Genomic DNA, 25,580 nt, shown 5'->3' on the forward strand with positions numbered 1-25,580 from the left:
TCTCAGGACGCCGTCGAGATGCTGATGACATTCCAGGTGTTGCTGGTCAGTCGCCCGTCCGGCGGGGGGATGTAGGGCACCCGCAGGCCGCCGTTCACCGCCTGACCGGCTCGCATGTTGTCGAAGTTGTAGGTGACCGAGATGCCCGGCATCTTGGTTCCCGAGCCCTGGTACGGCCGGCCCTGGTACGGCATGCTGGTCGCGCCCCGGTGGTACTGGTACAGCCCGCCGTAGATGTTGACGCCGTGACCGATCTCGCCGCGGTAGAAGTTGTCGGCGATGAACGAGCCGCGCAGCGTGAACACGGTCGCGTAGATCAATCCGGCGCCTCCGTTGGTCATGGACGGGGCGCTGCTGGGCACGTACATGTGGGACGGGTAGTTGTTCGCGACCGGCCAGCTCAGGTTGTCGGTGTAGACCCCGCTGAGGTCGTTGGGGCAGTACCCGGCGGTGGTGGCGTTGAGGGCGCCGTCGGCGGCGCAGGTCATCGGCCGGTAGATCCGCACGTTGTGGTTGGCGATCAGGGCCAGGCCGTCGCTGGTGCTGGTGACCGTGGGGTTGTTGTAGGTCAGGTCGTTGGTGATGACGATGTCGTGCTCGGCGACGATCGAGACGTTGCCGGTGGTCCTGCCCTCGACGTAGACGTCGCCGTAGCCGTGGTAGTAGGGGGTGACGTCGTTGGCCGGGTCGGTGTAGGTCTTGCTCGCGTCGTAGCCGGTGTCGCCCGGCTGCTTTCCGCGCCACGGGAAGTTCTGGGTGGTGTTGACCGGAGAGCCCGCGGCCGCGCTGGCGGTCTTGCTCAGCACGCCCTGCACGATCGGCGTGGCGGTGGTGACGCAGGCGCCCTTCGTGGACAGCGACGTGCAGACGACCCGGTCGAGCTCGACGGTCCAGCGCTGGGTCGTGGTGTTGTATCCCTTGCCCGTCTGCGTTTGCAGAAAGCCGCCGGTGACCGTCTCGGGGGTCGTCGTGGTCACGCTCGGCGCGGCGGCGGTGACGGTGACGGTGTACCAGCGCGAGTTCACGGTGGTGCCGACCGTCCGCGACGCGGCGCTCAGCTTGTCGGTGATCGCGCTGGTGAGGGTGGCCGTGGTGGGGCTGGCGGTGGCCAGCTCGGCGTCCGTCGCGGTCTTGATGGCGGCGAAGACGTCGTTCTTGGGCGTGCCCGTGCCGGTCTCGCAGTCGAGGTTGCGGCGCCTGGCCGGGCCTGCCGCCGGGCAGGCCGCGGTGGCGACGTAGGAGGCCTCGTCCGTCCAGGTGCCCGCCAGGGTGTTGCTGACAGCGGCGGGCGGCATGGTGAGCGCGGTGGTGGTGTTGAAGACCGGGCTGGCCACCGTCGCCTGGGTCGGCTTGACGGACGGGTCGGGGTTCTTGACGTAGATCAGCGTCCGCGACAGCGGGACCACCGCGTTGATGACCCCGCCCGAGGGGTCGGTGGTGCTCTGACCCTCGCTGTCGACGGTGTTGACGTTGGCGAAGGTGCCGGTGCTGCGGTAGCAGGCCGAGGAGCCGGCCGGTGTCAGCGGGCTGGTGATCCGGGCGGTGTTGCCGAGGATCGCGATCCGGGTGGGACCGGTGTAGACGCATTGGGCCATCGGCAGCGCCTCGGTGGCGTCCTCGGGCAGTTCCAGGGCGTTGGACTGGTAGATCGGGAACACCCTGTTGCCGGAGCCGGCGGTCGGGTAGTTCTCGGTGAGGGTGGCCTCGCCGTTGGTTTCCGGGTAGGCCCTCATGTAACCGCCGTTGGGGCCCGCCGGTTGCTGGCTGCCGTTGACCGTGCCGGTCCACACCGTGTAGGCGGCGCCGTCGAAGTTCGGCTTGCTGTTCCTGGAGTTTCCGGTGTCCTTGCCACGGTCGATGAGGTAGGCGTCCTGGCTGTAGACCGGGCCGTTCATCACCATGTTCGGTTCCATCGAGGAGTCGCAGGTGTCGTTGTGGGTCACCGAGGTCGGCGAGCCGGAGGCGGGAGTGTAGGAGCCGTTCTCGGTGAAGTAGGCGAAGCTGGAATCGGTTCCCATGGCCGCCTGGATGGCGGTGGAGGGCCGCCGGCTGGCGTTGTTCCACCCGGTGTGCGTGCCCCGGCCCGGCCCGGCGCCGTTGGGGTAGTACAGGTCGTCGCAGATGTTGGTGCTGTGGCTGGAGTCGCACAGCGGGGTGGTGCTGGCGTTGACGTAGGTGCAGGTGCCACCCCACTGCAGGCTGCCGGGCTTGCTCTTGCCGCTGATCGAGGTGCCGGTGAGGTTCGCCGCCGAGGTCACCTGCACCGAACGGGCCTTGTAGAAGCTGTTGATGAACTCCGCGGAGTAGGTCTCGTACTTGGTGTAGTACTGGAAGTTGTTGAAGCTGGGCATCGCGTCGACGTCGGCGACCAGGGTCTTGGTGAGGTACTTGGGGCTGGGCTTGCCGGTGGGCACCTGGCCGACCGACTTGACCCGGGCCAGGCCAGAGGTGGCGAAGGTGACCGTCCACCAGTAGGACTCGACGCTGGTGACCCCGTCGCCGCCGGTGATCGGAACGCCTTGCTGCATCCGCGGATTGGTGATGCCGGCCTTGTTGGTGATTCCGGTGGCCAGCAGGGCGCACTCGAAACCGTCCGTCGGCGGGCAGTTGGTGTTGACCCAGCTGAGGAAGTTCTCGATTCCGGCCTGTGCCGCCGCGGTCGCCTCGCCGGCGTCGACGCTGGCCCTGGCAGGCTTGATCTGACCGGTCAGCGCGGTGGTCGCGGTGGCGAGCATCAGCATCGCCATGATGCTGATCATCATCACCAGCACCAGGCTCTGGCCGGCGTCCTCGCGGCCCAGCCTGGCCAGCAACCCACGCCGGGTGGCGGCCCACGGGCCCTTCCGGCTCGGTGGTCTTCTCATGGCGGCCGGCCCCCGGTCTCTCATGATGGGTACCCCGAGCTCACCGAGGCCAGCGAGGTGAAGGCCATGCTGCTGGTGTTGGAGGGGTCCACGGCGGTGAAGGCGATGGCGATGCTGCCGATCTGGTTCAGGGCCTTGTCGACGTTGAGCGCCGGGTTGCCGCGATGGTTTCCCGAGGTCACGGCCAGCGAGCCGGCGCCGATGCTGGGGTCGAGCATGCCGGAATTGGGTTGCCCGCTCTGCAGGCACAACCCGGCAGTGGGGGTCGAGCCGCGCAGGCAGCCCAGCTGGGTCAGGTCGATCGCGCTGCCGATCCGCGAGTACGGCTGGAAGATCGGCTGGCCGGCGGTGGCCTTGGCGTTGAAGCCGAGCTGGCGCACCGAGTGCACCGTGGTGTTGTCCGGCTTGAAGACGACCTCGATGAGCTGGCCCACGCCGGTCGCCGGGTTGCTGACCCGCAACATCAGCGCGACCTTGGTGGTCGCGGCAGGTGCGGTGAAGGCGCCGCTGACGGCAGTCGAGCGGTTGCCGAGGTTGGCGTAGAAGACGATCTTGGTGCTGGTGATCTCCTCGAACCGGTCGGCTTTGATGCTCGGGTCCAGCCAGCCGGCCATCCGCAACATCGAGGTCCAGCTGTCCAGGGTCAGCCGGGCGTCACCGGAGTTCTGATTGGTCAGCACGGTCTTGTAACCGGCATGGCTGGCGCCGACGAAGAACATCACCGCCATGGTGCCCAGGATGGTCGTCAGGATCATGCTGACCATCAACTCGGCAAGGGTGATGCCCCGCTCGTCGTGGGCCAGCCGGGCGCGCGCCGCACGTCGGGTCCGGCTCAGCACGACAACACCGTGTCGTAGCGGACGGTGCGGTTGGAGCTGTCGTTCCAGCTCACCTTGACCGTCACGTTGCGGGCGGCGCCGGGCGCGCAGAGCGCGGTGGCGGCCGGGGTCATGATCGGGGTGATGGTGAAGCTGGTTCCTTTGAGCGCGACGGTCGAGGCGGAGGCGTCCAGCTGGCTGGCAGTGCTGTTCTGGCCGCGCAGCTTCTCGATCTCCTGCCGCGCCAGGTTCGAGGCGGCGACCCGGTTCTGGGTGACGCCGGTCAGCTTCACCAGGGTGACCATCGCCAGCATGACCGCGAAGGACACCACCGTGAACAGCGCGAGTGAGACGACCACCTCGGCCATGGTGAACCCGTCGTCGTCGGCGCTGGTCGGAGGACGGTCCTCCTTGCTGGCGCTGGCCTGCTTGTCCTCGCGCAGCATCCGGAAGAGGACGCCGACATGCCCAGCGAAGGACCGGGTGGTCATCGGTGGGTTCATGCCTGCACCTTCTCGGTATCGGCGGACAGGGTGGACTGGCTGGGGAAATGAGAGCTGGGCGGGCGGTCGTGACCACCCGCCCAGCTGCCGACAGCGACGTGCTAGCTGGTGGCGGTCTGACCGGTGCTGCTGCTGTAGGTGTAGGTCTTGTCGCCCGGGCTGCCGGCCGTGGTGGCGATCGTGTACGAGCCGGAGGCCGGAGTCAGGACCAGGGAGTTGCCCGGCGAGACGTTGATGGTGCCGGTGGCCGCGGCGGCGCCGCTGCCGCAGGTGATGGTTCCGCTGCCGGTCACGGTGACCGCGGCGGCCGGGTAGGTGTTTCCACCGTCGGAGTAGCACTGCTCGACCACGGCGATGGCGTTGCGGGTGTCGGAGGCGGCCGACTTGTTCTTCGCGCCCTTCTGGTAGTTCAGGTACATCGGGATCGCGATGGCGATCAGAATGCCGATGATCACGACCACGACCAGCAGTTCGATCAGGGTGAAGCCCTTGTCACCCTTGGCGCGCTCCTCACGGAGCTGGTGCAGCTTGTTGAGCATAAGAGCCTCCTGGCTCGTTCGGAGTGGGCATCGGCGAGGCGCCGCAGCCGCTAAGTTTTTTCTCAAAAGTTAAATCGGCATGATCTGAGGCCGGCTTAGCTTCCGAAGGAACTATTTCGTCACGGACGGTATCGATCAGATAACTTTCAGTGACGACCATGGGGCAGGTAGTGGCCAGGGCCGGTCCAGGCGGATAAAGCGCAGAGCGCGAGCTCGGGGCTCGTCAGCCGGCCTGGATGTGCTGGTAGATCGAGAACATCGGCAGGTAGAGGCAGATGACCATCGTGCCGATCACCGCGCCGAGCAGCACCACCAGCAGCGGCTCCATCGCCGAGGTCAGCGACTCGGTGGCCGTCTCGACCTCGTGGTCGTAGAAGTCGGCGACCTTGTCCAGCATCTCGGTGATCTGACCGGTCTCCTCACCGACTTCCATCATCTGCACCACCATGTTGGGAAACAGCGGGTGCTTGCCCAGCGGCCCCGACATCTGCTGGCCCACCCGGACCGCGGCCCGGACGTCGTCCATCGCCTCGGAGACCACGGCGTTTCCGGCGGTGCCGCCGACCACCTCGAGGGCCTGGATGATCGGCACGCCGACCGCGAGCAGGGTTCCCAGGTTGCGCGCCCAGCGGCTGATGGCCAGCTTGGTGAACAGCGTTCCGAACACCGGCAGTCGCAGCTTGAGCCGGTCCATCCGCAGCCGGAAGGCGTGGTTCTTCTGCATCGCCCGGCGGTAGGACTTCAGCGCGACCACCACGGCGACGACGGTCACCGGAATCGCCCAGTAGGCGTTGTGCGACAGCACCACCATGATCTTGGTCGGCAGCGGCAGCTTGCCGCCGAGCTGGGCGAACATCTTCTCGAACACCGGGACGATGAAGACGATGACGCCACTGCCCAGCAGCAGCGAGAACAGCAGCACGATGACCGGATAGGTCATCGCGGCCTTGATCTTGGCCCGCAGGTTCGAGTCGTCCTCGTACATCTTCGCGATGCGGGTCAGCGCGTCGTCGAGGAAGCCGCCGGTCTCACCGGCCTTGACCATGTTGACCATCAGCAGCGGAAAGTGGTCCGGGTGCAGCGCCATCGACTTGGACAGCGTGGAGCCGCCTTGGACGTCGGCGCGGATCTGACTGAGGGCCAACCGCAGCTTCGGCTTGGAGGTCTGCTCCTCCAGGATCGCCAGCGAACGCAGCAGGGTCAGGCCTGAGGAGGTCATCGAGGCGAACTGCCGCGACAGGATCGCCAGGTCCTTCAGGCTGGTCCGGCCGCCCAGGCCGGGGATCTTGAGCTCCTTCTGCAGGCCCTGGCCGGTGAGCTCCACCGACAGCGGCATCAGCTTCTGGTCGGCGAGGGAGTTCGCGGCGGCCTGGGCCGAGGCCGACTCGATCTTGCCCTTCTGCAGCGCGCCGGCCCGGTCCAGCGCCTCGTAGGCGTATGTCTTGGCGCCCATGGCTAGAGCCTCGCCAGCCGCTTGAACTCGTTCGGGTCGTGCGCGAGCTCCAGCGCGGTCGCCTTGCTCACCAGCTGCTCGGCGAAGCGCTGTGCCAGGTGCTGGTCAAAGCTGAGCATGCCGGCGTCGGCCGAGGACTGCAGGAACGACGGGATCTGGTGGACCTTGCCTTCCCGGATCAGGTTCCGGATCGCCGCGGTGGCGACCATGATCTCGCACACGATCGACCGGCCCATGCCGTCCTTGCGCGGCGCCAGCGCCTGGGTCACGACACCCTGCAGGCAGTTGGCCAGCTGAGCCCGGATCTGGGTCTGCTGGTGCGGCGGGTAGATGTCGATCAGCCGGTCGACGGTCTGGGCCGCGGACTGGGTGTGCAGGGTGGCCAGCACCAGGTGCCCGGTCTCGGCGGCGGTGACCGCCACCGAGGTGGTCTCCAGGTCTCGAAGCTCGCCGACCAGGATGATGTCAGGGTCCTGGCGCAGCACATGCTTGAGCGCGATGGCGAAGTCGGCGGTGTCCGAGCCGACCTCGCGCTGGTTGACCACGCTTCGTGAGTGCGAGTGCAGGTACTCGATCGGGTCTTCGATGGTGACGATGTGCGAGGACCGGGTCTGGTTGGCCACATCGAGCAGCGCGGCGAGCGTGGTGGACTTACCCGAGCCGGTCGGGCCGGTGACCAGCACCAGGCCCCGGGTCAGGTGCGCGAAGCCTTCCACCGAGCGGGGCAGGCCGAGCTCGTCAAGGCTGCGGATCTTGTGCGGAATGGCTCGGAACGCCGCACCCACCGCGCCACGCTGGCGGTAGACGTTGACCCGGAACCGGCTCACTCCCGGGATCGCGTAGGCGGTGTCGAGTTCCTGGGTCTTGTCGAAGCGCTCCCACAGGTGCTCGCTGATGACCGAACGGATCAGCGTCTCGGTGTCCACCGGAGCGAGTTTGTTCCGCCCCGCCAACGGCGCCAGGGTCCCGTTGATCCGCATGCACGGCGCGATGCCGGCGGTGATGTGCAGGTCCGAGCCGCCCAACTCCACGAGCATGGTGAGCAATTCGTCCAGCTCGAGCTTCGCCTCGTGCATGGCGAATGGCGCCTCGAGAGCGATCAGCGGATTCATGAAGATCCCTTGGTAGTGGTGGAGTCGATGGTGGTCATACGGTGACCCGAAGCATTTCTTCCAGCGTGGTGAGGCCATCGAGGGCCTTGCGCAGGCCGTCATCGCGCAGGGTCACCATGCCTTCGGCGATGGCGACCTTCTTGATCTCGCTGGCCGAAGCGTGCTCGACGGCCATCCGCTCGATCTGCTCGGAGACCGGCATCACCTCGTTGAGGGCCAGCCGGCCGCGGTAGCCGGTCTGGGCGCAGGACCGGCAGCCGACGGCCTGCCACAGGTTGCCCGGCTCCCCGAACTCCTCGTAGTTCCAGTGCACGGCGGCGAGGTCCTTGTGAGCCGGGGCGTAGCTCTGCTTGCACCACTCGCACAACCGGCGGCACAGCCGCTGGGCCAGCACCGCGTCCAGCGACGAGCCGACCAGGAAGGGCTCGACGCCCATCTCGATCAGCCGCGGCAGGGCGCTGGGAGCGTCGTTGGTGTGCAGGGTCGAGAGCACCAGGTGGCCGGTGAGGGCCGCCTCTACGGCCAGCTGGGCGGTCGCCCGGTCCCGGATCTCGCCGATCAGCACCACGTCGGGGTCCGATCGCAGGATCGCCGGCAGGATGGCCGCGAAGGTCAGCCCGGCCTTGGGGTTCACCTGCACCTGGTTGATGCCGTCCATCCGGTACTCGACCGGGTCCTCGACGGTGATCACGTTGACTTCCGGGCGGGCGATCTCGCCCAGCGTGGCGTACAGGGTGGTGGACTTGCCCGAGCCGGTCGGGCCGGTGACCAGCACCATGCCGTGCGGCTTGCGGAAGCTGTTGGAGAACCGCTGGTAGTTGTAGTCGGTGAAGCCGAGCTTGCGCAGCTCCAGGTCGATGCCGCCGGTGTCCAGCACCCGCAGCACGACCTTCTCGCCCCACACCGTGGGCAGGGTGGCCGCCCGCAGGTCGACGCTGCGCCCGCCCAGGTCCCGGGTGATCCGGCCGTTCTGCGGCACCCGGCGCTCGGTGATGTCCAGGCCTGACAGGATCTTCAGGCGCGAGATCAGCGCGGCCTGGATGCCTCTGGGAACGGCGTCGACCTCGTGCAGCACGCCGTCGATGCGCAGCCTGATCTTGAGGTCGAACTCGCTCGGCTCCAGGTGGATGTCCGAGGCGCGGGAGCTGATGGCGCGTTCAAGCAGCGAGTTGACGTAGCGAACGACCGGGGCGTCCTCGTTGACGGAGTTCAGCCCGTCGGAGTTGCTCGCCCCGTCCTCGGCCTCGGCCTGGGCGGCCGCCTCGTCCAGATCGGTGCTTTCGCGGGTGTAGCGGTCCAGCAACCGGTTGAGGTCTTCCTTGGTGACCACCATGGGCCGCACCATCAGGCCGGTGGCAGCCCGGATGTCGTCCAGGGCGAGCACGTCACCGGGATCGCCGACGGCCACCGTGATCGTGGTGTCGGTGACCGCGATCGGGAACATGTTGTGCCGGCGGGCCAGGGTCAGCGGGACCCTGGCCATCGCCAGCGGGTCCACCGGGAAGGCCGACAGCTCCACCGCCTCGACACCGTAGGCGTCGGCGGTGGCCAGGGCGAGCTGGAGGTCGGTGACGATCTGGTCGTCGACCAGCACCGCGCGCAGTGGGCGGCCGCTGACCTTGGCGGTCTCGATGGCGCGGTCGAGCACGCCGTCGTCCATGCCACGCCCGCGCAGTGCGGTGACGATGGTTCGCAGTGCGGGGTCCATGGCTCCTCCGAAACAGGTGGTGGGACCTACCCCACCCGAGGACCGGGGGGTTTATCGACGGGTGCGGTAGGACCACCTGGTTTTCCTATCGGGGGATTCCCCGCAGATCTGAGAGGTCAGCGGAAATCGCGTGAGGTGGTGCGCATGCCCAGGTGGAGCGGCTCGATCCGTTCGGCCAGCACGTTCAACACGCCGTCGGCCCGCTGCAGCATGCCGCGGATGAGCAGGCCGCCGGAGGAGACGGCGACCTTGTGATGGCGTTGCCAGACCACCGGGTCGCAGACCACGTTGATCATCCCGAACTCGTCCTCGAGGTTGAGGAAGATCACGCCGCGGGCGGTGGCCGGCCGTTGCCGATGGGTGACGATGCCGCCGACGACGACCCTGGTCCGGTCCGGGGACCGGCGTAGCTGGTTCGAGGCGATCACGCCGAGGGAGTCCAGCCGGTCCCTGATCACGGCGGTGGGGTAGCGGTCGCGGGTGATGCCGGTGGCCCACAGGTCAGCCATCAGCTGTTCCGGCTCGGTCATCGGCGGCAGCCGCGGAATGCGCTGCTCGCTGGGCGAGGTCAGCTCGAGCTGACCGGGCCGGTAGTCGGCAGCCGCGCCGGCCGCCCAGAGCGCTTGGCGGCGGCTGATCCCCAGGGACTCGAAGGCGCCGGCGGTGGCCAGCGCCTCGAGCTGGGTGGTGTTGAGCCCGACCCGGCGGGACAGCTCGGTGATGCTGGTGTAGCCGCCGTGCTCGCGCTCGGCCACGATCCGCCCGGCCAGCTCGTCGCTGATCGCCCGGACGCTGGACAGCCCCAGCCGCACCGCCGGTTGCCCGGGGCCGGGTCCGGCGTAACCGGACTCACCCGGTTCGGCGTCCTGGAGGCAGGCCGGCGCCAGCGAGGCGTTGATGTCCGGGCCGCGGACGGCGACCCCGTGCCGCTTGGCGTCGTGCACCAGCGACTGGGGCGAGTAGAAGCCCATCGGCTGGGCGTTGAGCAGCGCCGCGCAGAACGCGGCCGGGTAGTACAGCTTCAGCCAGGACGAGGCGTAGACCAGAAAGGCGAAGCTGATCGAGTGGCTTTCGGCGAAGCCGAAGGCGGCGAAGGCCTTCATCTTCTGGTAGATCTCGTCGGCGACCTCGCCGGTGATGCCGTTGGCCCGCATGCCCTCATAGAGCCGGTCACGCAGCCGCGCCATCTTCTCCTCGCTGCGCTTGGAGCCCATCGCCCGGCGGACCTGGTCGGCTTCGGCCGGGGTGCAGCCGGCCCCGTCGATCGCCAGCCGCATCAGCTGCTCCTGGAACAGCGGGATTCCCAGGGTGCGCTCCAGCGCCGGCTGCAGGCGGGGGTGCGGGTAGCTGATCGGCTCCAGGCCGTTCCTGCGGCGCAGGTAGGGATGCACCGAGTCGCCCTGGATCGGGCCCGGCCGGATCAGGGCGATCTCGATGACCAGGTCATAGAAGGTGCGGGGCTTGAGCCGGGGCAGCGTCGCCATCTGGGCCCGGGACTCGACCTGGAACACCCCGACGGTGTCGGCGGCGCACAACATGTCATAGACCCTGGGGTCCTCGGGCGGGATCTCGTGCAGGCCGTACTTGTGGCCGTGATGGCTCTCGACGAACTCGAAGCAGTACTTCAGCGCCGACAGCATGCCCAGGCCGAGCAGGTCGAACTTCACCAGGCCGGTGGCCGCGCAGTCGTCCTTGTCCCACTGCAGCACGGTCCGGCCTGGCATCCGGCCCCACTCGACCGGGCACACCTCGATCACCGGGCGATCGCAGATCACCATGCCGCCGGAGTGGATTCCCAGGTGCCGCGGGGCGTTCTGCAGTTGCGCGGCCAGGGCCAGCACCTGCTCGGGCACCGCCTCACCAGCCCTGTCAGCCGGGCGCTCTGTGCCGGCCGGCTGCCCCGGACGGGCGGGCTGCTCGGGCTGTTCGGGCTGGGCGCCCGGGTGGTAGCCGCGCTCCATCTGCTTGCTCCAGGCGTCCTGCTGGCCGGGGGCGTAGCCCAGCGCCCGGGCGATGTCGCGGACCGCCGAGCGCGGCCGGTAGGTGATGACGTTGGCGACCTGGGCGGCGTGCTGGCGGCCGTGCCGGGAGTAGACGTGCTGGATGACCTCCTCGCGCCGGTCGGACTCGATGTCGATGTCGATGTCGGGCGGGCCGTCGCGGTCGGGGGCCAGGAAGCGCTCGAACAGCAGGTTGTGCCCGACCGAGTCCACGGCGGTGATGCCGAGGGCGAAGCAGACCGCGGAGTTGGCGGCAGAGCCGCGTCCCTGGCAGAGGATCTGCCGCTCGGCGCAGAACTGGGTCAGCTCCCAGACCACCAGGAAGTAGCCGGCGAAGCCGAGCTCGTCGATGACCGCCAGCTCGTGCTCGAGCTGGCGGTAGGCGCGGTCGGTGGCCGGGCTCGGCGGGCCGTACCGGGTGCGGGCGCCGTCATAGGTCAGCTGCCGCAGGTAGCCCATCTCGTCGGCGACGCCGTCGGGCACCGGGAACGGCGGCAGCTTGGGCGCCACCAGCCGCAGCGGAAAGGCCAGCTCCGCGCCGAGCCGGGCTGCCGTCGCCACGGCCTGCGGATAGCGCCGGAACCGGGCCGCGACCTCGGCGCCGGACCGCAGGTGCTGGCCTGCCCAGCCCGGCAGCCAGCCGTCCAGGGCGTCCAGGCTGGTCCGGGCCCGGACCGCGGCCATCGCGGTGGCCAGCGGCCGGTTGGCGGGCGCGGCGTAGTGCGCGGCGGTGCTGGCGACCAGCGGCAGCCGCTGCTCACCGGCCAGCTCGGCAAGGGCGGCGTAGCGCTCGTCGGCCAGCGGTTCCAGAGCGTGGGTGAGCTCGACGGCCACGTTGTCGCGGCCGAACCGGTCGACGAGCTCAGCCAGCGCGCGCCTGGCCGGGTCCAGCGCGAACGTGCCGTACTCAAGGCCCTCGGGTGCTCCGCTGCCTTCCAACGCCTGCCGGACGCTGCCCTTGCGGCAGCCGGTGAGGATCAGCCAGTTGTCGTTCGACAGCTCGGTCAACTCATTGAGGTCATAGACCGGCCGGCCCTTGGCGCCGCCGCGCAGGTTGGCCTGGCTGATCGCCCGGCACAGGCTGGCGTAGCCGCTGGGGTTGCGGGCCAGCACCAGCAGGTGGGTGCCAGGCGGGTCCGGGATGTTGGACCGGGCGGCGACCGAGCGCTCGGTGCGGGTGCGGGGCAGCTCGATCCCGGTGTTGAGCTCGGCCCCGAACACCGTCGGCAGCCCGTGGGCGTCGGCGGCCTCGGCGAATCGCGCGACGCCGTACATGCCGTCGTGATCGGTCAACGCCAACGCCTGCAGGCCGAGGGCGACCGCCTCCTCGACCAGCTGCTCGGGATCGCAGGAGCCGTCCAGAAAGGAGAAGGAGGAGTGCGCGTGCAGCTCGGCGTAGGGAACGGGGTCGGAGCCGGCCAGCGGGATCGCCGGCGCTTCGTAGGCCGGGCGCTTACGGCTCCAGGCCGGCGAGTCGCCGCCGTCGGGCTCGCGGTCGTCGCCGTGGCCCCTGCGCTGGGACTCGACCGGCGTTGCGGGGGCGCTGGCTGGCGCAGGCTCCTGACTGGCGCCTGGGCCGCCGTCTGAGCCGCCGTCCTGGCTGGGCTCTGGGCCGCCGTCCTGGCTGGCGCGAGGCTCGGGTCGTCCGGACAGCCGCCGTTCCAGCTCGTGCCACGGCACCACCGGATTGTTAAAGCCCATAGACGGAGTGTACTGAACGTATGTTCGAATAGCGCTAAACAGCTCCCGAGGGAGCCCTTTGATGTGCCCCTTATGCCCAGATTTGGTGCCTTGGCGGTACTGCCGGTGTCATCTACCGCCTCGAGTGCGGCAACTCATCGACACCTTCCCTCTATACGGCCTACGGCGATAACCCAGAGCCGATGCAGCACCGCCCCCGGCGTGCGTGATGTGCGTGCGTGATGTGGAGGTGGTGCCTGCCGAGGTGGAGACTTCTCGTTCTGGCAAGAGTTAGCTGGCCTAGGCGTTTACGCCCCACTTGTCAGGGGCGGCAGAGGATATGACCGACAATCCTCATCTAGGGTTACGCGTGGTGGGTGCTGATGCCTGCGCGTGGGAACTAACCCAATGCGACTCTGCGCCAACTAGCAAGCACCCGTGGAAGCGATGCTGTGGCACGGCCACATCGCAGCCACGGCTTTAAGCTGTGGCGCTATCGTGTCCCACGTTGCTGGGTTTGGCCCTCGCATCCATCTGGAGAAAATATGACTTCTATGTAGCGCGTACTGGTTCGTTGCCAGCTTCGTATGCTGGGACAGCTTAGGTGCGGGCACCTAGGCGCTGACGTGCAGGGGTACGCTACTTATCGCTTGCGCCTTCGATGACTCAGCGTCACATTTTCCCTAACCGACTGTACGCGTCTGAGGGGGACCTTCCTTAATTGAGATGCGGGGGCCTTGACCTCACGCCTTAGTGATGGAATGTTCATCGGGTCTAAGTCTGCGCTATCCGGAAGAAGCTGATGTCCACAGAATCACTCTTACGCTTAGAGATTGGCCGCCGGAGAGTCCTTCAGGCGGGGGGCGTTTTGGTCGTGGCACCCCTGCTAGGAAGCGTATCTGGATGTGGAGCTGCCGCCACGGTGCCCGCAGGCATGCCCTTGTTCAATTGGCTGGCAGCTACATCAGCGGCGGCTTTCGCGTCGCAAGTTGGCACGAAAGTCGCGGATGACCTACCGGGTTTCGTCAAGAACAGCGTAAAACTTTTGTCTAACGAGTTTGAGAAGCACTCGCCCCCTGAAATCTCCTGGGTGCGTAAAGCAGTGCCAAAGAACCAGCTACGAAGTTTGGTTTATGCTTTACACCTAGACTCGGAGGACAACCTACTGGCCTCGTCCGTCCACGATGTGGAGGTGGCCGGAGGGTTGATTATTCCGGCTATTGTGCAACTGGCGTTGAATTCATTAGTTCTACACGAGGCGGGCTACAGAGGGCAATTCTTTCAGGCCATACCTAAGAAGAAGGTGACGGCGGCTAGGTTTTCCCAGCTCCGGCAGGAGCATTCGCTCATCGCTATAAGTAAATTATCCGGCAGTAATCAGATACACAAGACCGCCAAATGGACGGCTCTCACCAGTGGTGACCAACACATCGATATAGAATGGCGTCCGTCCAAAAATCAACTCGCGGACTGCAGTTTGATCGTAAGCAAGGGACAGAAACCTGAAGGCAGGGATCCTTTATGGTCCACTCAAGTCTCCTTCGCTATTCCCTTCCGCTACATCTTCAAGGTGACGTGAAAACGATATGAGCTAGGCAGGCGAAACGGCTGGTCAGGGTCCAGGAGGTTGGCGGGCGGCGCAGGCCCTGCATAGCATCGGCCCGGTGGTCACCCAATCAGCCGTGGTCGGCGTGTTCCTAGTGGCGCTGGCCCTGGTGCTGACCCCCGGGCCGAACATGATGTACCTGGTCTCGCGCAGCATCACCCAGGGCCGGCGGGCCGGGGTGATCTCACTCGGCGGGGTGGCGGTCGGCTTTCTGGTCTACCTGACCGCCACCAATCTAGGGCTGTCGGCGATCTTCACAGCCGTGCCGGAGCTCTACCTCGCCCTGCGGATCGCCGGCGCCTGCTATCTGGGCTGGCTGGCCTTCAACGTGCTGCGCCCGGGTGGCACGGCCGTCTTCGCCCCGACCGCGATGGCGCCGGACTCGGACCGGCGGCTGTTCACCATGGGCATGATGACCAACCTGCTCAATCCCAAGATCGCGGTGCTGTACCTGTCACTGATCCCGCAGTTCGTGCATCCGGAGGCCGGGCCGGTGCTGGTGCAGGGCTTCGTGCTCGGCGGGGTGCAGATCGCGGTGGCGCTGATCGGCAACCTGCTGATCCTGCTGGCCGCCGGCGCGCTCGCCTCGTTCTTCGCCCACCGGCCCGGCTGGCTGCGCGCCCAGCGCTACCTGATGGGCACGGTGCTCGGCGTGCTGGCGGTCAAGATCGCCACCGACCAGGCTCGTCCGGTCAGCGGCTGAGCCACTTCAGCCCCGGAGCAGAGGCCACTTCAGCTCAGGTGCCGGGCCAGGAAGTCCAGCGCCTGCGGGTAGGCGTCGAGCTGGTTGGCGCGCTTGGCCAGGCCGTGGCCCTCGTCCGGGTAGACCAGCAGCTGGCATTCCACGCCGTTGGCGCGCACCGCGGCGACCACCTGCTCGGCCTCTGACAGCGGCACGCGCGGGTCGTTGGCCCCGTGGATCACCAGCAGCGGCGCGCGCACCCGGTCGATGATCAGCAGCGGCGAGGCTGCCTCGAGCACCGCCCGGTCCTCGGCCAGCCGGCCGTATTCCCGTTCCCGGTAAGCCCGCCGGTAGGCCGAGGTGTTCTGCAGGAAGGTGACCAGCGAGGAGATGCCGACGATGTCGACCCCGGCCGCCCACAGCCCCGGATAGAACGCCAGGCCGGCCAGCACCATGTAACCGCCGTAGGAACCGCCGTACAGGGCCACCCGGTCGGGGTCCACGCCCACCGTCGGCAGCCAGTCGCGCACCGCCACCAGGTCGGCCACCGAGTCCAGCCGCTTCTCGACGTCATCGAGGGACAGCCAGCGCCGGCCGTAGCCTGAGGAGCCCCGGACGTTGGGCAGCACCACGGTGTGCCCGGCCAGCGTCAGGGCGGCGACGACCGGGTTCCAGTTGCGCACCGACGCGGCCTCCGGACCGCCGTGGACGACCAGCACCGCCGAGCCGTCCGGCTCGGGCGGGGCCAGCACCAGCACCGGGATCTGCTCGCCGTCGGGCGCCGGCGCCCGCGCCGAGCTGGGCTGCGCCAGCCCTTCGGTGGCGGTCGCGGGGTTGCTGGTGGTGCGCCGTTCGGCGCCGTCGTGTCCAGCGCTGGCCTGCCAGGTGTAGACCTCGGGCGGCTGCACCGGCGAGCCGAACGTCAGGCCGAGCATGCTGGAGTCCGGCGCCCAGACCGGGACGGACCGGAAGGTCAGCACCCCGGGATGCGGAAAGCGGACCGGCCGGCCGGCGGCCAGCCCGGCGACGTCCCAGTCCGAGACGGCCAGCTCGTCGGCGCCGTCGTGGGTGCTCACCACCGCGACCGACCGGCCATCGGGAGACGGCCAGCCGAACACGTCGCCGTCCGGCGCCTGCGCCACCGTCGACCAGCGCCGGCCGGCCAGCTCGAAGTGGCGCAGTGAGACGAATTCCTCGCCGGCGTCGGAGGAGGCCAGCAGCCCGGTCGAGTCGGGCAGCCAGCGAAGGTTGGACCAGTCCCCGGGCACGGCAGGGTCGGTGATCTCCTCGGCCTGCGCGGCGTCGACCCGCCCGCCCCCGGTCTCGATCAGCAGCAGCTGGGAGGAGGCCGCCACCGTGGTCAGCCGGGACAGCGCCAGCCAGCGGCCGTCCGGTGACAGCCGGGCCTCGGAGAACCAGCCGCCGCCGTCCCACAGCACCTGCTCCTGACCGGTGGCCAGGGTGTGCCAGACGATGTCGAAGTCCACGCCGTTGCGGCGGTTGGTGGCATAGACCACCCGGCCGGGCTGGACGTCGAGCAGGTCGTGGATGAAGTCCGGGTCGTGGGCCACCGGCTGCAGGTCGGCGACCGTCGCGCCCGGGCCGGCCTGATCCAGGCGCAGCAGCGACAGCTGGGTGCGCTCGGTGCCGCCGGTGTCGGCCGACACCACGACCGCCCGCTCGCCGGGCAGGTAACGGCCGCTGCACGGCTCGCCCAGGTCGGTGAGCTGGGTCCAGCCGCCGTCGGGGGCCAGCTCATAGAGCTGGGTCGAGCCGCTGTCGTCATTGCCCACCAGCAGGCGCTGCTCGGAGTCGACGTCGAACAGGGTGCTGCGACGCAGCTCGAGAAGCTCGGTGAGCCGGTTCTGGGTGTGCCTCATTCGAGCATCGTCGCATCTGGCTGCTAGACATCCATCATGACCGTCTCGGCGCCGGTGGCGCGGCAGGGTGAGGATCGCGCGCAGTTGCGCGAGCAGGCCCAGGCGCGGCTGCGGGCGCTGGCCGGCCCGGCTGCCGAGCTGCGCGAGGATCAATGGCGGGCGATCGAGGCCTTGGTGGTGGACCGGCGCCGGGCCCTGGTCGTCCAGCGAACCGGGTGGGGCAAGTCTGCTGTGTACTTCGTCGCGACCGCCCTGCTGCGCGCTCGCGGGGCAGGCCCGACCGTGATCATCTCGCCGCTGCTGGCCCTGATGCGCAACCAGATCGCCGCCGCCGAGCACGCCGGCATCCGCGCCGCGACCATCAACTCGACCAACCTCGAGGACTGGGCGGCCACCTACGCGCAGGTGCGCCGGGGCGAGCTCGACGTGTTGCTGCTATCTCCGGAGCGGTTGAACAACCCCGACTTCCGCGACCAGGTGCTGCCCCGGCTGGCCGAGACCTGCGGCCTGCTGGTGGTCGACGAAGCCCATTGCATCAGTGACTGGGGACATGACTTCCGGCCGGACTTCCGACGGCTGCGCACCCTGCTGCCGCAGCTGCCGGACGGCATCCCGGTGCTGGCCACCACGGCGACGGCCAACAGCCGGGTGGTGGCCGACGTGACCGAGGTGCTCGGACTCGGCAGCCCGCCCGACCCGTCGTCGTCCGGACTCGGCAGCCCGCCCGACCCGTCGGCGCCCGGACTCGGCAGCCCGCCCGACCCGTCGGCGCCTGGCCCGCGAACGGATGAGGTGCTGGTGCTGCGCGGCAGCCTGGACCGGGAGTCCTTGCAGCTGGGGGTGCTGTCGCTGGCCTCCAGCGCGCACCGGCTGGCCTGGCTGGCCGACCAGCTCGGCACGCTCGCCGGCTCGGGCATCATCTACACCCTCACGGTGGCCGGGGCGCACGAGGTCGCCGGCTACCTGCGCGAGCGCGGTCACTCGGTGGCGGCCTACTCGGGGCAGACCGAGCAGGCCGAACGGCTGGCCGCCGAGGACGATCTGATCAACAACCGGGTCAAGGCGCTGGTGGCCACCTCTGCCCTCGGCATGGGCTTCGACAAGCCGGATCTGGGCTTCGTGATCCACTTCGGCGCGCCGAACTCCGTGATCGCCTATTACCAGCAGGTCGGGCGGGCCGGCCGGCGGCTGGACCGGGCGCCGGTGATCCTGCTGCCGGGCCCGGAGGATCAGGCCATCTGGGATTACTTCACCTCGGTCGGCTTTCCGGGGCCGGGGCAGGTCCGCCAGGCGCTGGAGGTGCTCGGCGACAGCCCGGGCCCGATGAGCACCGCCGCGCTGGAGACCCGGATCGAGCTGTCCCGGGCCCGGCTGGAGACGATGCTGAAGGTGCTCGACGTCGACGGCGCCGTGCGGCGGGTCAAGGGCGGCTGGGTCGCGACCGGCCAGCCGTGGCATTACGACGCTGAGCGCTACGCCAGGCTCCACGAGGTTCGCCGGGCCGAGCAGCAGGCGATGCGCGACTACCTGCGCCTGACGTCCTGCCGAATGCGCTACCTGCGGACCCAGCTCGACGACCCCGCCGCCGAGGACTGCGGACGGTGTGACAACTGCGGCGGCTTGACGCTGAGCGCCGGCGCCCCGGCCGCCGCGGTCGCCGACGCCGAAGCCAGCCTGCGACGTCCGGGCGTGGTGCTGGAGCCGCGCCGGCAGTGGCCGGCCGCGATGGGCTCGCTCGGGGTGCAGGTCCGGGGCAAGATCGCCCCAGCCGAGTCCGCCGAGCCCGGGCGGGCCGTGGCCCGGTTCACCGACCTCGGATACGGCAGCCGGATCAGGGCGGTGCTGTCGGAGGCCAGCCCGGACGGCCCGGCGCCGCCGGAGCTGATCGCGGCCAGCGTCGACGTGCTGGCGAGCTGGGACTGGCACACCCGCCCGTCGGCGGTGCTGCACGTCGGCTCGCTGCGCCGGCCGCTGCTGGTGGCCGACCTCGCCGCCCAGTTGAGCCGGATCGGCCGGCTGGCCGACCTCGGCGCTGTCGAGCACCTCGGGCGTTCTGCGACCGGTCGGTCCAACAGCGCCCAGCGGCTCAAGGCCTGCTGGGACGGCTACCGCTTGCCCGACCGCCTCGGCGAGCAACTGGCTGGTGAGCACCGGGGGGCGCCGGTGCTGCTGGTCGATGACTTCTGCGACACCGGCTGGACGCTGACCGTGGTGGCCAGGTTGCTGCGGGCGGCCGGCGCCGGGGCGGTGTACCCGTTCACGCTCGGCCTGACCGGCTGAGCCGAACCGGAGGTGTCGCCCTGGCGGTGAACGCACAGGCCCTGAGGCCGCTCCCGGAGTAGCCTGGTGTCAGAACAAGGGAGCGGTGATGACGACGGTTCTGATGGTCATCGGACTGGTGATCGCGCTGGCCGCGTTCGGCGCGCTCTACTGGTGGGCCCGCAAGTCCGAGCGGGACATCAGCTACGTCAAGCCGGGGCTGTCCGACGAGCAGGCCAACGCGCTCCGGTTCGGCATCGCCGCCAGCAGCAGCCAGAGCATGGGCGGACCGCTGTAGCCGCCCAGTCCCCGCTGTAGCCGCCCAGTCCCGCTGTAGCCGCCCAGTCCCGCTGTAGCCGCCTAGTCCCAGCAGCCTGCCGCGGGCAACGTCAGCCGCGCTCAGTTCGGGATCAGGCAGCCGGCCGGCAGCTCGAACCAGCGCAGGCCCTCAAAGTCCGCCGACACGAACCGGGACACCGGCTCTTGCCTCGGACCAGTCGCCGCGGCAGTCGCCTCGGCGGCGGCGAACAGGCTGTCGGCCTCGTCCAGGTAGCGCAGCAGCTCACTCTCCGGCGCACGCTCCTGCTGACGGGGATAGCTCATCCGGCCCTGCTCGTCATAGCTGACCAGCCCCAGGCGCATCGGCGGTTCGGCCGGGCCATGGCGATGGCGCCATAGCCCGGTCGCCGGGTCGAAGTGGTAGTCACCGAGCAGCCGCCAGCCATGCCGCGCCACCCGCTGGACCGCCTCGATGATGTAGTTGAACACCGGCTCGGAGATGAAGTAGTTGAAGTTGACCCGAACCCAGCCGGGCTTGATTCCCTCGCACCCGCCGGTGATCTCGCGCTCGAACGCGTGCGAGCGCTCCAGATCGATGCCCAGCAGCCGGTGGCCGTAAGGCCCCGCGCACGAGCAGCCGCCGCGGGACTGGATGCCGAACAGGTCGTTGAGCAGCGCCACCACGAAGTTGTGGTGCAGGTAGGGCCGGGTGCCCGACCCGCCGCTGCGCACCACGAACGACAGGATCGACAGGCGCTCGGAGTCCAGGTTGCCCAGGATCTCGATGGCCGGCTCAGCGGACCAGGCCTCGACGGCGCGGCGCAGGTAGTGCTCCTCGTGCGCCCGGATCACCGGCAGGCCCACCGCCTGTTGCAGCTGGAACACCAGGCCGGCCCGGATCGCCTCGACGATGGCCGGCGTGCCGCCCTCCTCACGCTGCGCGGGATCGCTGAGGTAGCGGTGCTCGGCCGGATTGACGTAGGCCACCGTGCCGCCGCCGGGCACCACCGGCACCCGGTTGGTGAGCAGCTCGCGGCGGGCGACCAGCACGCCCGGGGTGCTCGGCCCGCCGATGAACTTGTGCGGGCTGATGAAGACGGCGTCGAGGTAGGCCAGCGGATCGCCGTCGGGATCGGCCTGCATCGAGATGGCCATGTAGGGCGCGGCTGCGGCGAAGTCCCAGAATGACAACGCGCCGTGCGCGTGCAGCAACGCCGCGATCCGGGCGGTGTCGGTGACGATGCCGGTCACGTTGCTGGCCGCGGAGAAGGAGCCGATCTTCAACGGCCGGTCGGCGTAGGCCAGCAGCTGGCGTTCCAGCGCCTCGGCGTCGAGGTGGCCGTCGGCGTCCTGCTCGATCAGCACCACGTCGGCGATCGACTCCCGCCACGGCAGCTCGTTCGAGTGGTGCTCGAACGGGCCGATGAACACCACCGGGCGCTCGGCGGCCGGGATCGCCTCGCTGAGCTGGTAGCGGTCCTCCAGGCCGGCCGGAATCCGCAGCCCCAGGATGCCGATCATCTTGTCGATGGCGGCGGTGCAGCCGGAACCGGCGAAGATCACCACCGTCTCCTCGTCACCGCCCACCGCGTCCCGGATGATGTCGCGGGCGTCCTCACGCAGCCGGGTGGTCTGCAGGCCGGTGCCGCTGGACTCGGTGTGGGTGTTGGCGTAGCGGGGCAGCACCTCCTCGCGGATGAAGTCCTCGATGAAGTCCAGGGCCCGGCCGGAGGCGGTGTAGTCGGCGTAGGTCACCCGTCGCGGCCCGTAGGGCCCCGGCATCACCTGGTCATCGCCGATGACCGAGTCCCGGATCCGGCGCAGCAGCGCCGTCTCCGGCGGCGCGCTGTCGTCGTGGGGGACGGGGCTCTCGGTCGTGACAGTGCTCATACTCGTCAGGGTATGCCTAGACCTGCCGCTGCCAGGGCGCATTATGCGCACAAACTCCCGCGATCTGCTCACAGGAGGGGATGGGCAGCGCAGTGGCAGCGCGGCTGGTCAGCGTGCTGTCCGATGACCTGCCCAACGCCGGACACTCACATCATGGGGATGTGGGGCTCAACGCTCTGAGCCGTCGGCAGCCAGACGGTGAGGGTGGTGCCCACGCCCAGCTCGGACTCGATGTCGACGGCGCCACCGTGCCGGTGCACGATCTCCTGGACGATGGCCAGGCCGAGACCGGTGCCCGGCAGCGCGGCCTCGGCGGCATTGGAGGCCCGGAAGAACCGGGTGAACAGGTTGGGGTGGTCATCCGGCGGGATGCCCATGCCGGTGTCGCGGACCTCGATGACCACGCCGTCCTCTTCGGCCGGCGTCAGGGTGACCAGCACGCTGCCGCCGGCCGGGGTGAACTTCAGGGCGTTGGAGATCAGGTTGGTGAAGACCTGTTCCAGCTGTTGCGGATCGGCCTGCACGCTGAGGTCCTCTTCGACGGCGCCGAGCTCGAGCTTGACGTCGCTGGCCGAGGCTAGCGGCGCCATCGCGCTCAGCACCGCCTGCAGCAGCGGCCGCAGCTGCACCGTGGCCAGCTCCAGCCGCAGCCGGCCGGCGTCGATGCGGGACTGGGTGAGCAGGTCCTCGATGAGGTTGCGCAGCCGGGTCGCGTTGCGGTCGATGATGTGCAGCATCGCGGCGGCATTGCCCGGCAGCTCCCCGGCGTCGCCGTCCTGCAGCATCTCCAGGTAACCGCTGATCGAGGTCAGCGGCGTGCGCAGCTCGTGCGAGACGGTGGCGATGAAGTCGGCCTTGGCCTGGTCGAGTTCGCGCAGCAGCTGCACCGCCTGGTTCTGCCGCTCGATCACGTGCGACTGCACCAGGCTGTGCGCCAGGTCGGCGGCCAGGTGCTGGGTGATGCTGGTCTCGGTGAGCGTCCAGTGCCTGGAGTGCCCGGCCATGGACACCCACAGCAGGCCGAAGGCGCTGGCGCTGTCACCGACCGGCACGAGCAGCGAAGCGCTCGCGCCGATGGACTGGGCAAGAGCGAACGCACCGCGCCCGGCGATGGTCGGCTCATACGTCCGGTGGTCGTCGATGCTGATGACGTGCGCGGTCTCCCACAGCCGGTCGGTCAGCCCCTTGAGCGTCTCCAGCTGCTCGGGCGTGGCCTCGGGCAACGGCTGCAACGGCTGCCGTTGCCACTGCGCGGCCAGCTGGGGCACGCGCTCGTCGGCGAAGATCTGCAGCCAGACCCGGTCGGCCTCCATCGCGTCGCCGAGGCCGCGCACCAGCAGGTCGGCCATCTGGGCGCCGTTGCCGGTGCGACGGATGGTGGAGGCGATCAGCCGGGTGCGTTGACGGAACACCTCGGCGTCCCGGTCGACGATGGCCTCGGCCCTGGCCCGGCGGCCGACCGCGTTGACCGCCCTGGCCAGCGCCCGCACCTCCGCCGGCCCGTCCTGCTCGTTGGCGCGGGCGCCGAGGTCGCCGCGGTCCAGCCGCCCGACCACCGTCCGCAGCGCCCGGAGCGGGCGGGTCAGCCCGGCGGCGATGCGGAAGGCCAGGAACGCCGCGATCAGCACGGCCAGCGCGGTCGTGACGATCAGGAAGGGGACAGCCAGGGCGCTCAGTCGTTGGGATTCCCCCCGCAGCCGGCGACGGGTCTCGTCGAGGGTCGTGCTGACCACCGTGTCTGCCCTGCGGAAGCGGTCGAAGAGCTGCTTGGCGCCCTGCTGCTGGTAGATCTCGAACCCGTTCGACGGGCGGGGCTTGCTGGCGATCGGGTTGGCGTAGGTGCGCAGCCACTGCTCGGCCAGTGCCCGCTCGGCGGCGATGGCGGCGTCGAGGCGGTGCTCGTCGACCTTGTGCAGGTTGACGGCGGTGGCGTCCAGGGCGGGCAGGATACGGCTGCGGGCGCTCAGGTAGGGCTGCAGGAAGCTGCTGTTGCCGGTGATCAGGTAACTGCGGACGCTCGTCTCGGCGTCGAGCATCAGGGTCAGCGCCGCGGCGTGCTGATCAGCGGCCGGACCGTATCCCTTGGCAAGGTCGGAGACGTGCCCGGTGGCGGTTTGGACGGCGAGCACGCCGGCCGTGCCGACCCCGATCAGCAGCAGGAGCAGGAGCAGGACGAGCCGGCGCAGTCGAGTGCCGACCGCGTCATGCGAGTCGGCGGGGACGGCGCTGTTGGTCACGCGGGCGTCAACCCGAGCACTGCGTTGACGCGCGACACCAGGTCTCTGGGGCTGAACGGCTTGACGATGTAGTCAGCCGCGCCCACGGCGAAGCCGGAGGTGATGTCGAACTCCTGGCTCTTGGCCGTCAGCAGGATGACCGGGATGGCGCGGGTGCCCGGGTCTTTCTGCAACCGGGTGAGGATCTCGATGCCGGAGATGCCGGGCATCATCACATCGAGCAGGGCGACGTCGGGCCGGTGCTTGTGCGTCGCGGCCAGCGCCTCGGGGCCGTTGCTGTAGGCCAGCACCTGGTAGCCGGCCGCGCTCAACTTGGCTTTCACCAACTCGCGGATGTCGCGGTCGTCCTCGGCGATGAGCGCGACCGGAAGTCGTCTCTCGGGCGTCGGCTCGTTCGTCATGGCGGTGAGCCTTTCTCCCCGTTGCTACAACACTGGTGGTTCTGGCCCCCGTCAGCCCCATAGATCATCCCGCGGATGACTCCGGACGCAAGCCGCAACGCAGTTGGACATGCATAGCAAATCTATCCCGTCCCCCTGATTGGTCAATTCCGGCTGCCTGCGTGGCCCGGCGCAACCGGTACCGGATGGTGGTGGGATGCAGGTGCATCTGGGTCGCGACCTGCCCGACGTCCGAGCCGGCTTCCAGGTAGTTCAGCAGCGTCCAGGCGCCGTCGGGATCGTCGGCGATCAGGGCGCTGATTCGAGGATCGAGCAGATGCCCTTGCTCGGCAAGGCAATTCTCGACCGCGGTGATCAGCAACTGGGGCCGGGCGGTGTCGAAACCGACCACTGCGTCGGTTCCGGCGACGCCGAGCGCCAGCTCCGCGCCCCGGCGCGAGTGCGCCGCCGCCAGAGCCGAGTCCACTCTCGGGCCGATCGCCGCTCGAGCGGCCGGGTCCAGGTGCCGGCGCACCGCGGTCATCGCCCGACGCAGCATCGCCGTGGCGGGAGTCACGCTGTCCAGCGCCGGCAGCAGCAGGTAGACCCGGCCCTGGAACTGCTCCACCAGCGCGGCGCGCCGGTAGGCGGCGGCGTGCACGGTGAGGATGGCAACCAGGTCCTCCAGCTGCGATCCGGCGGTGGCGGCGTCGCGGGCCTGCGCGCCGAGCTCGACCACCGCGACCGCGCACGGCTGCCGGGCTACCCGCCCGAGCCGGGCCGGCAGGCCGGGCGGCACGGCGCCGCCGGCAGGACCCTCGCCTAAGCCGGCGCCCAGCAGGTCGGCCAGCTCCGTGCCTGAGCTCACCGGCCGCCTGCCCCTGGAGACCAGCTGGGCCGCGGTGATCCGGGCCGCGCCCAGCAGCGCCTGCTCGGCGTGCGGCTCGAAGTCGCCGCTGCCCTGCTGCAGCCAGATGACGCCCAGCTGCCGGTCACCGGCGAACACCCCGACAGCCAGCCGGCGGCGCACCCCGAACTCGGGGTGCTCGGCGATCTCGACCACTTCCTCCGACGAGGCGAGCCGGTCATAGACGCCCCACTCGCGCAGCAGCGCCAGATACTGCGACGGGCCGCTGCGTCCCAGGATCGACAGCCGTCGCAGCTCATCGACCTCGTCGCTGGAGCGTGAGTAGGCCAGCACCCGCGCCGAGGTGTCCTCGATGGTGACCAAGCCGCCGGTCAGGGTGGCGATCGTCTGCGCCAGCTCGGCCAGCTCGTCATCGGCCCTGATGGAGGCCGGCGCCAGCCGCCTCAGCAGCTGCCGGTGCAGCTCGTTCCAGCCGTGCTCAGCGTCCAGCCAGCTCAGGCTGACCTGCTCGGCGGCCGCCAGCCGCTCCAGCGCGGCCTGCTCGCCGGCGGTGGCCGGCCGGCGCAACAGCACTGCCGCCGCCGCGCCGCTGCGGGCGCTGGCCAGCAGCTCGGGGGCGCCGGCCGGGCCGACGCCCACGCCCAGCACCAGGTCTCCGGCTGCCAGCGCGGCGCCCGGGTCCTGCGGGTCGGCGATCGCGACCGAGGTCGCCGTGGGGTGGCGCTCCAGAAGGGCGACCGCGGCAGCGGCGGCGTCTTTGCTCGAATAAGCGGAACTCATATCCAGGATGTTATCCATTTCGAGCAGCCACGCGGACTTCTA

At 69.3% G+C, this 25,580-nt stretch carries 17 protein-coding genes; 4 read left to right on the forward strand and 13 right to left on the reverse strand.

Annotation, left to right across the window (positions count from 1 at the left end; translation table 11 throughout):
• Positions 1-2: 2 nt before the first annotated feature.
• The 8 genes from VGB75_13145 to VGB75_13180 all read right to left on the reverse strand — a co-directional run bounded on the left by VGB75_13145 (position 3) and on the right by VGB75_13180 (position 12,698).
• A complete protein-coding gene (locus VGB75_13145; GenBank protein ID HEY0167980.1) occupies positions 3-2,864 on the reverse strand; it encodes a hypothetical protein in 2,862 nt (953 codons plus the stop codon).
• 20 nt (positions 2,865-2,884) lie between these two features.
• Positions 2,885-3,703 carry a prepilin-type N-terminal cleavage/methylation domain-containing protein gene (locus VGB75_13150; protein ID HEY0167981.1) on the reverse strand — a complete coding sequence of 273 codons (819 nt, stop codon included), beginning with the start codon at positions 3,701-3,703 and terminating at the stop codon, positions 2,885-2,887.
• The gene (locus VGB75_13155) at positions 3,697-4,185 is read right to left on the reverse strand and encodes a hypothetical protein (GenBank protein HEY0167982.1); all 489 of its coding nucleotides are present in this window, start codon (positions 4,183-4,185) and stop codon (positions 3,697-3,699) included. The genes VGB75_13150 and VGB75_13155 overlap by 7 nt, the downstream gene beginning before the upstream one ends.
• A gap of 101 nt (positions 4,186-4,286) precedes the next feature.
• Positions 4,287-4,724 carry a prepilin-type N-terminal cleavage/methylation domain-containing protein gene (locus VGB75_13160; protein HEY0167983.1) on the reverse strand — a complete coding sequence of 146 codons (438 nt, stop codon included), beginning with the start codon at positions 4,722-4,724 and terminating at the stop codon, positions 4,287-4,289.
• Between the two features lie 223 nt (positions 4,725-4,947).
• Positions 4,948-6,177, reverse strand: a complete 1,230-nt coding sequence (locus tag VGB75_13165; GenBank protein ID HEY0167984.1) for a type II secretion system F family protein — start codon at positions 6,175-6,177, stop codon at positions 4,948-4,950.
• A 2-nt stretch (positions 6,178-6,179) separates the two neighbouring features.
• Positions 6,180-7,289, reverse strand: a complete 1,110-nt coding sequence (locus tag VGB75_13170) for a type IV pilus twitching motility protein PilT (protein HEY0167985.1) — start codon at positions 7,287-7,289, stop codon at positions 6,180-6,182.
• 34 nt (positions 7,290-7,323) lie between these two features.
• On the reverse strand, positions 7,324-8,997 hold the full coding sequence (locus VGB75_13175; protein ID HEY0167986.1) for a GspE/PulE family protein: 1,674 nt from the start codon (positions 8,995-8,997) through the stop codon (positions 7,324-7,326).
• 116 nt (positions 8,998-9,113) lie between these two features.
• Complete coding sequence (locus VGB75_13180; protein ID HEY0167987.1) at positions 9,114-12,698, reverse strand: error-prone DNA polymerase; 3,585 nt, start codon at positions 12,696-12,698, stop codon at positions 9,114-9,116.
• Between the two features lie 913 nt (positions 12,699-13,611).
• On the opposite strand from VGB75_13180, the gene VGB75_13185 reads away from it, so the two are divergent.
• Entirely contained in the window at positions 13,612-14,256 is a 645-nt protein-coding gene (locus VGB75_13185; GenBank protein HEY0167988.1) for a hypothetical protein, read from the forward strand.
• A gap of 85 nt (positions 14,257-14,341) precedes the next feature.
• On the forward strand, positions 14,342-14,986 hold the full coding sequence (locus VGB75_13190; protein ID HEY0167989.1) for a LysE family translocator: 645 nt from the start codon (positions 14,342-14,344) through the stop codon (positions 14,984-14,986).
• 29 nt (positions 14,987-15,015) lie between these two features.
• Here the strand turns inward: VGB75_13190 and VGB75_13195 are convergent, their stop codons facing one another.
• Entirely contained in the window at positions 15,016-16,845 is a 1,830-nt protein-coding gene (locus VGB75_13195) for an alpha/beta fold hydrolase (protein HEY0167990.1), read from the reverse strand.
• A 36-nt stretch (positions 16,846-16,881) separates the two neighbouring features.
• Between VGB75_13195 and VGB75_13200 the strand changes: the two genes are divergently transcribed.
• Positions 16,882-19,125: a DEAD/DEAH box helicase gene (locus VGB75_13200; protein HEY0167991.1), complete on the forward strand. Its 2,244-nt coding sequence runs from the start codon at positions 16,882-16,884 to the stop codon at positions 19,123-19,125.
• 88 nt (positions 19,126-19,213) lie between these two features.
• A complete protein-coding gene (locus VGB75_13205) occupies positions 19,214-19,402 on the forward strand; it encodes a hypothetical protein (GenBank protein ID HEY0167992.1) in 189 nt (62 codons plus the stop codon).
• Positions 19,403-19,503: 101 nt separating this feature from the next.
• Here the strand turns inward: VGB75_13205 and VGB75_13210 are convergent, their stop codons facing one another.
• From VGB75_13210 to VGB75_13225, 4 genes are all read right to left on the reverse strand, one after another.
• On the reverse strand, positions 19,504-21,273 hold the full coding sequence (locus VGB75_13210; GenBank protein ID HEY0167993.1) for an aminotransferase class V-fold PLP-dependent enzyme: 1,770 nt from the start codon (positions 21,271-21,273) through the stop codon (positions 19,504-19,506).
• Between the two features lie 146 nt (positions 21,274-21,419).
• Entirely contained in the window at positions 21,420-23,510 is a 2,091-nt protein-coding gene (locus tag VGB75_13215) for an ATP-binding protein (GenBank protein ID HEY0167994.1), read from the reverse strand.
• Positions 23,507-23,911, reverse strand: coding sequence for a response regulator (locus tag VGB75_13220; GenBank protein HEY0167995.1), 405 nt, complete (start codon positions 23,909-23,911; stop codon positions 23,507-23,509). The genes VGB75_13215 and VGB75_13220 overlap by 4 nt, the downstream gene beginning before the upstream one ends.
• 64 nt (positions 23,912-23,975) lie before the next feature.
• Positions 23,976-25,538 (reverse strand): helix-turn-helix domain-containing protein, encoded by a 1,563-nt coding sequence (locus VGB75_13225; GenBank protein ID HEY0167996.1) that lies wholly within the window; start codon positions 25,536-25,538, stop codon positions 23,976-23,978.
• Positions 25,539-25,580: the final 42 nt, after the last annotated feature.

The organism is Jatrophihabitans sp. (genome assembly GCA_036399055.1).
Taxonomy (GTDB): Bacteria; Actinomycetota; Actinomycetes; order Mycobacteriales; family Jatrophihabitantaceae; genus Jatrophihabitans_A.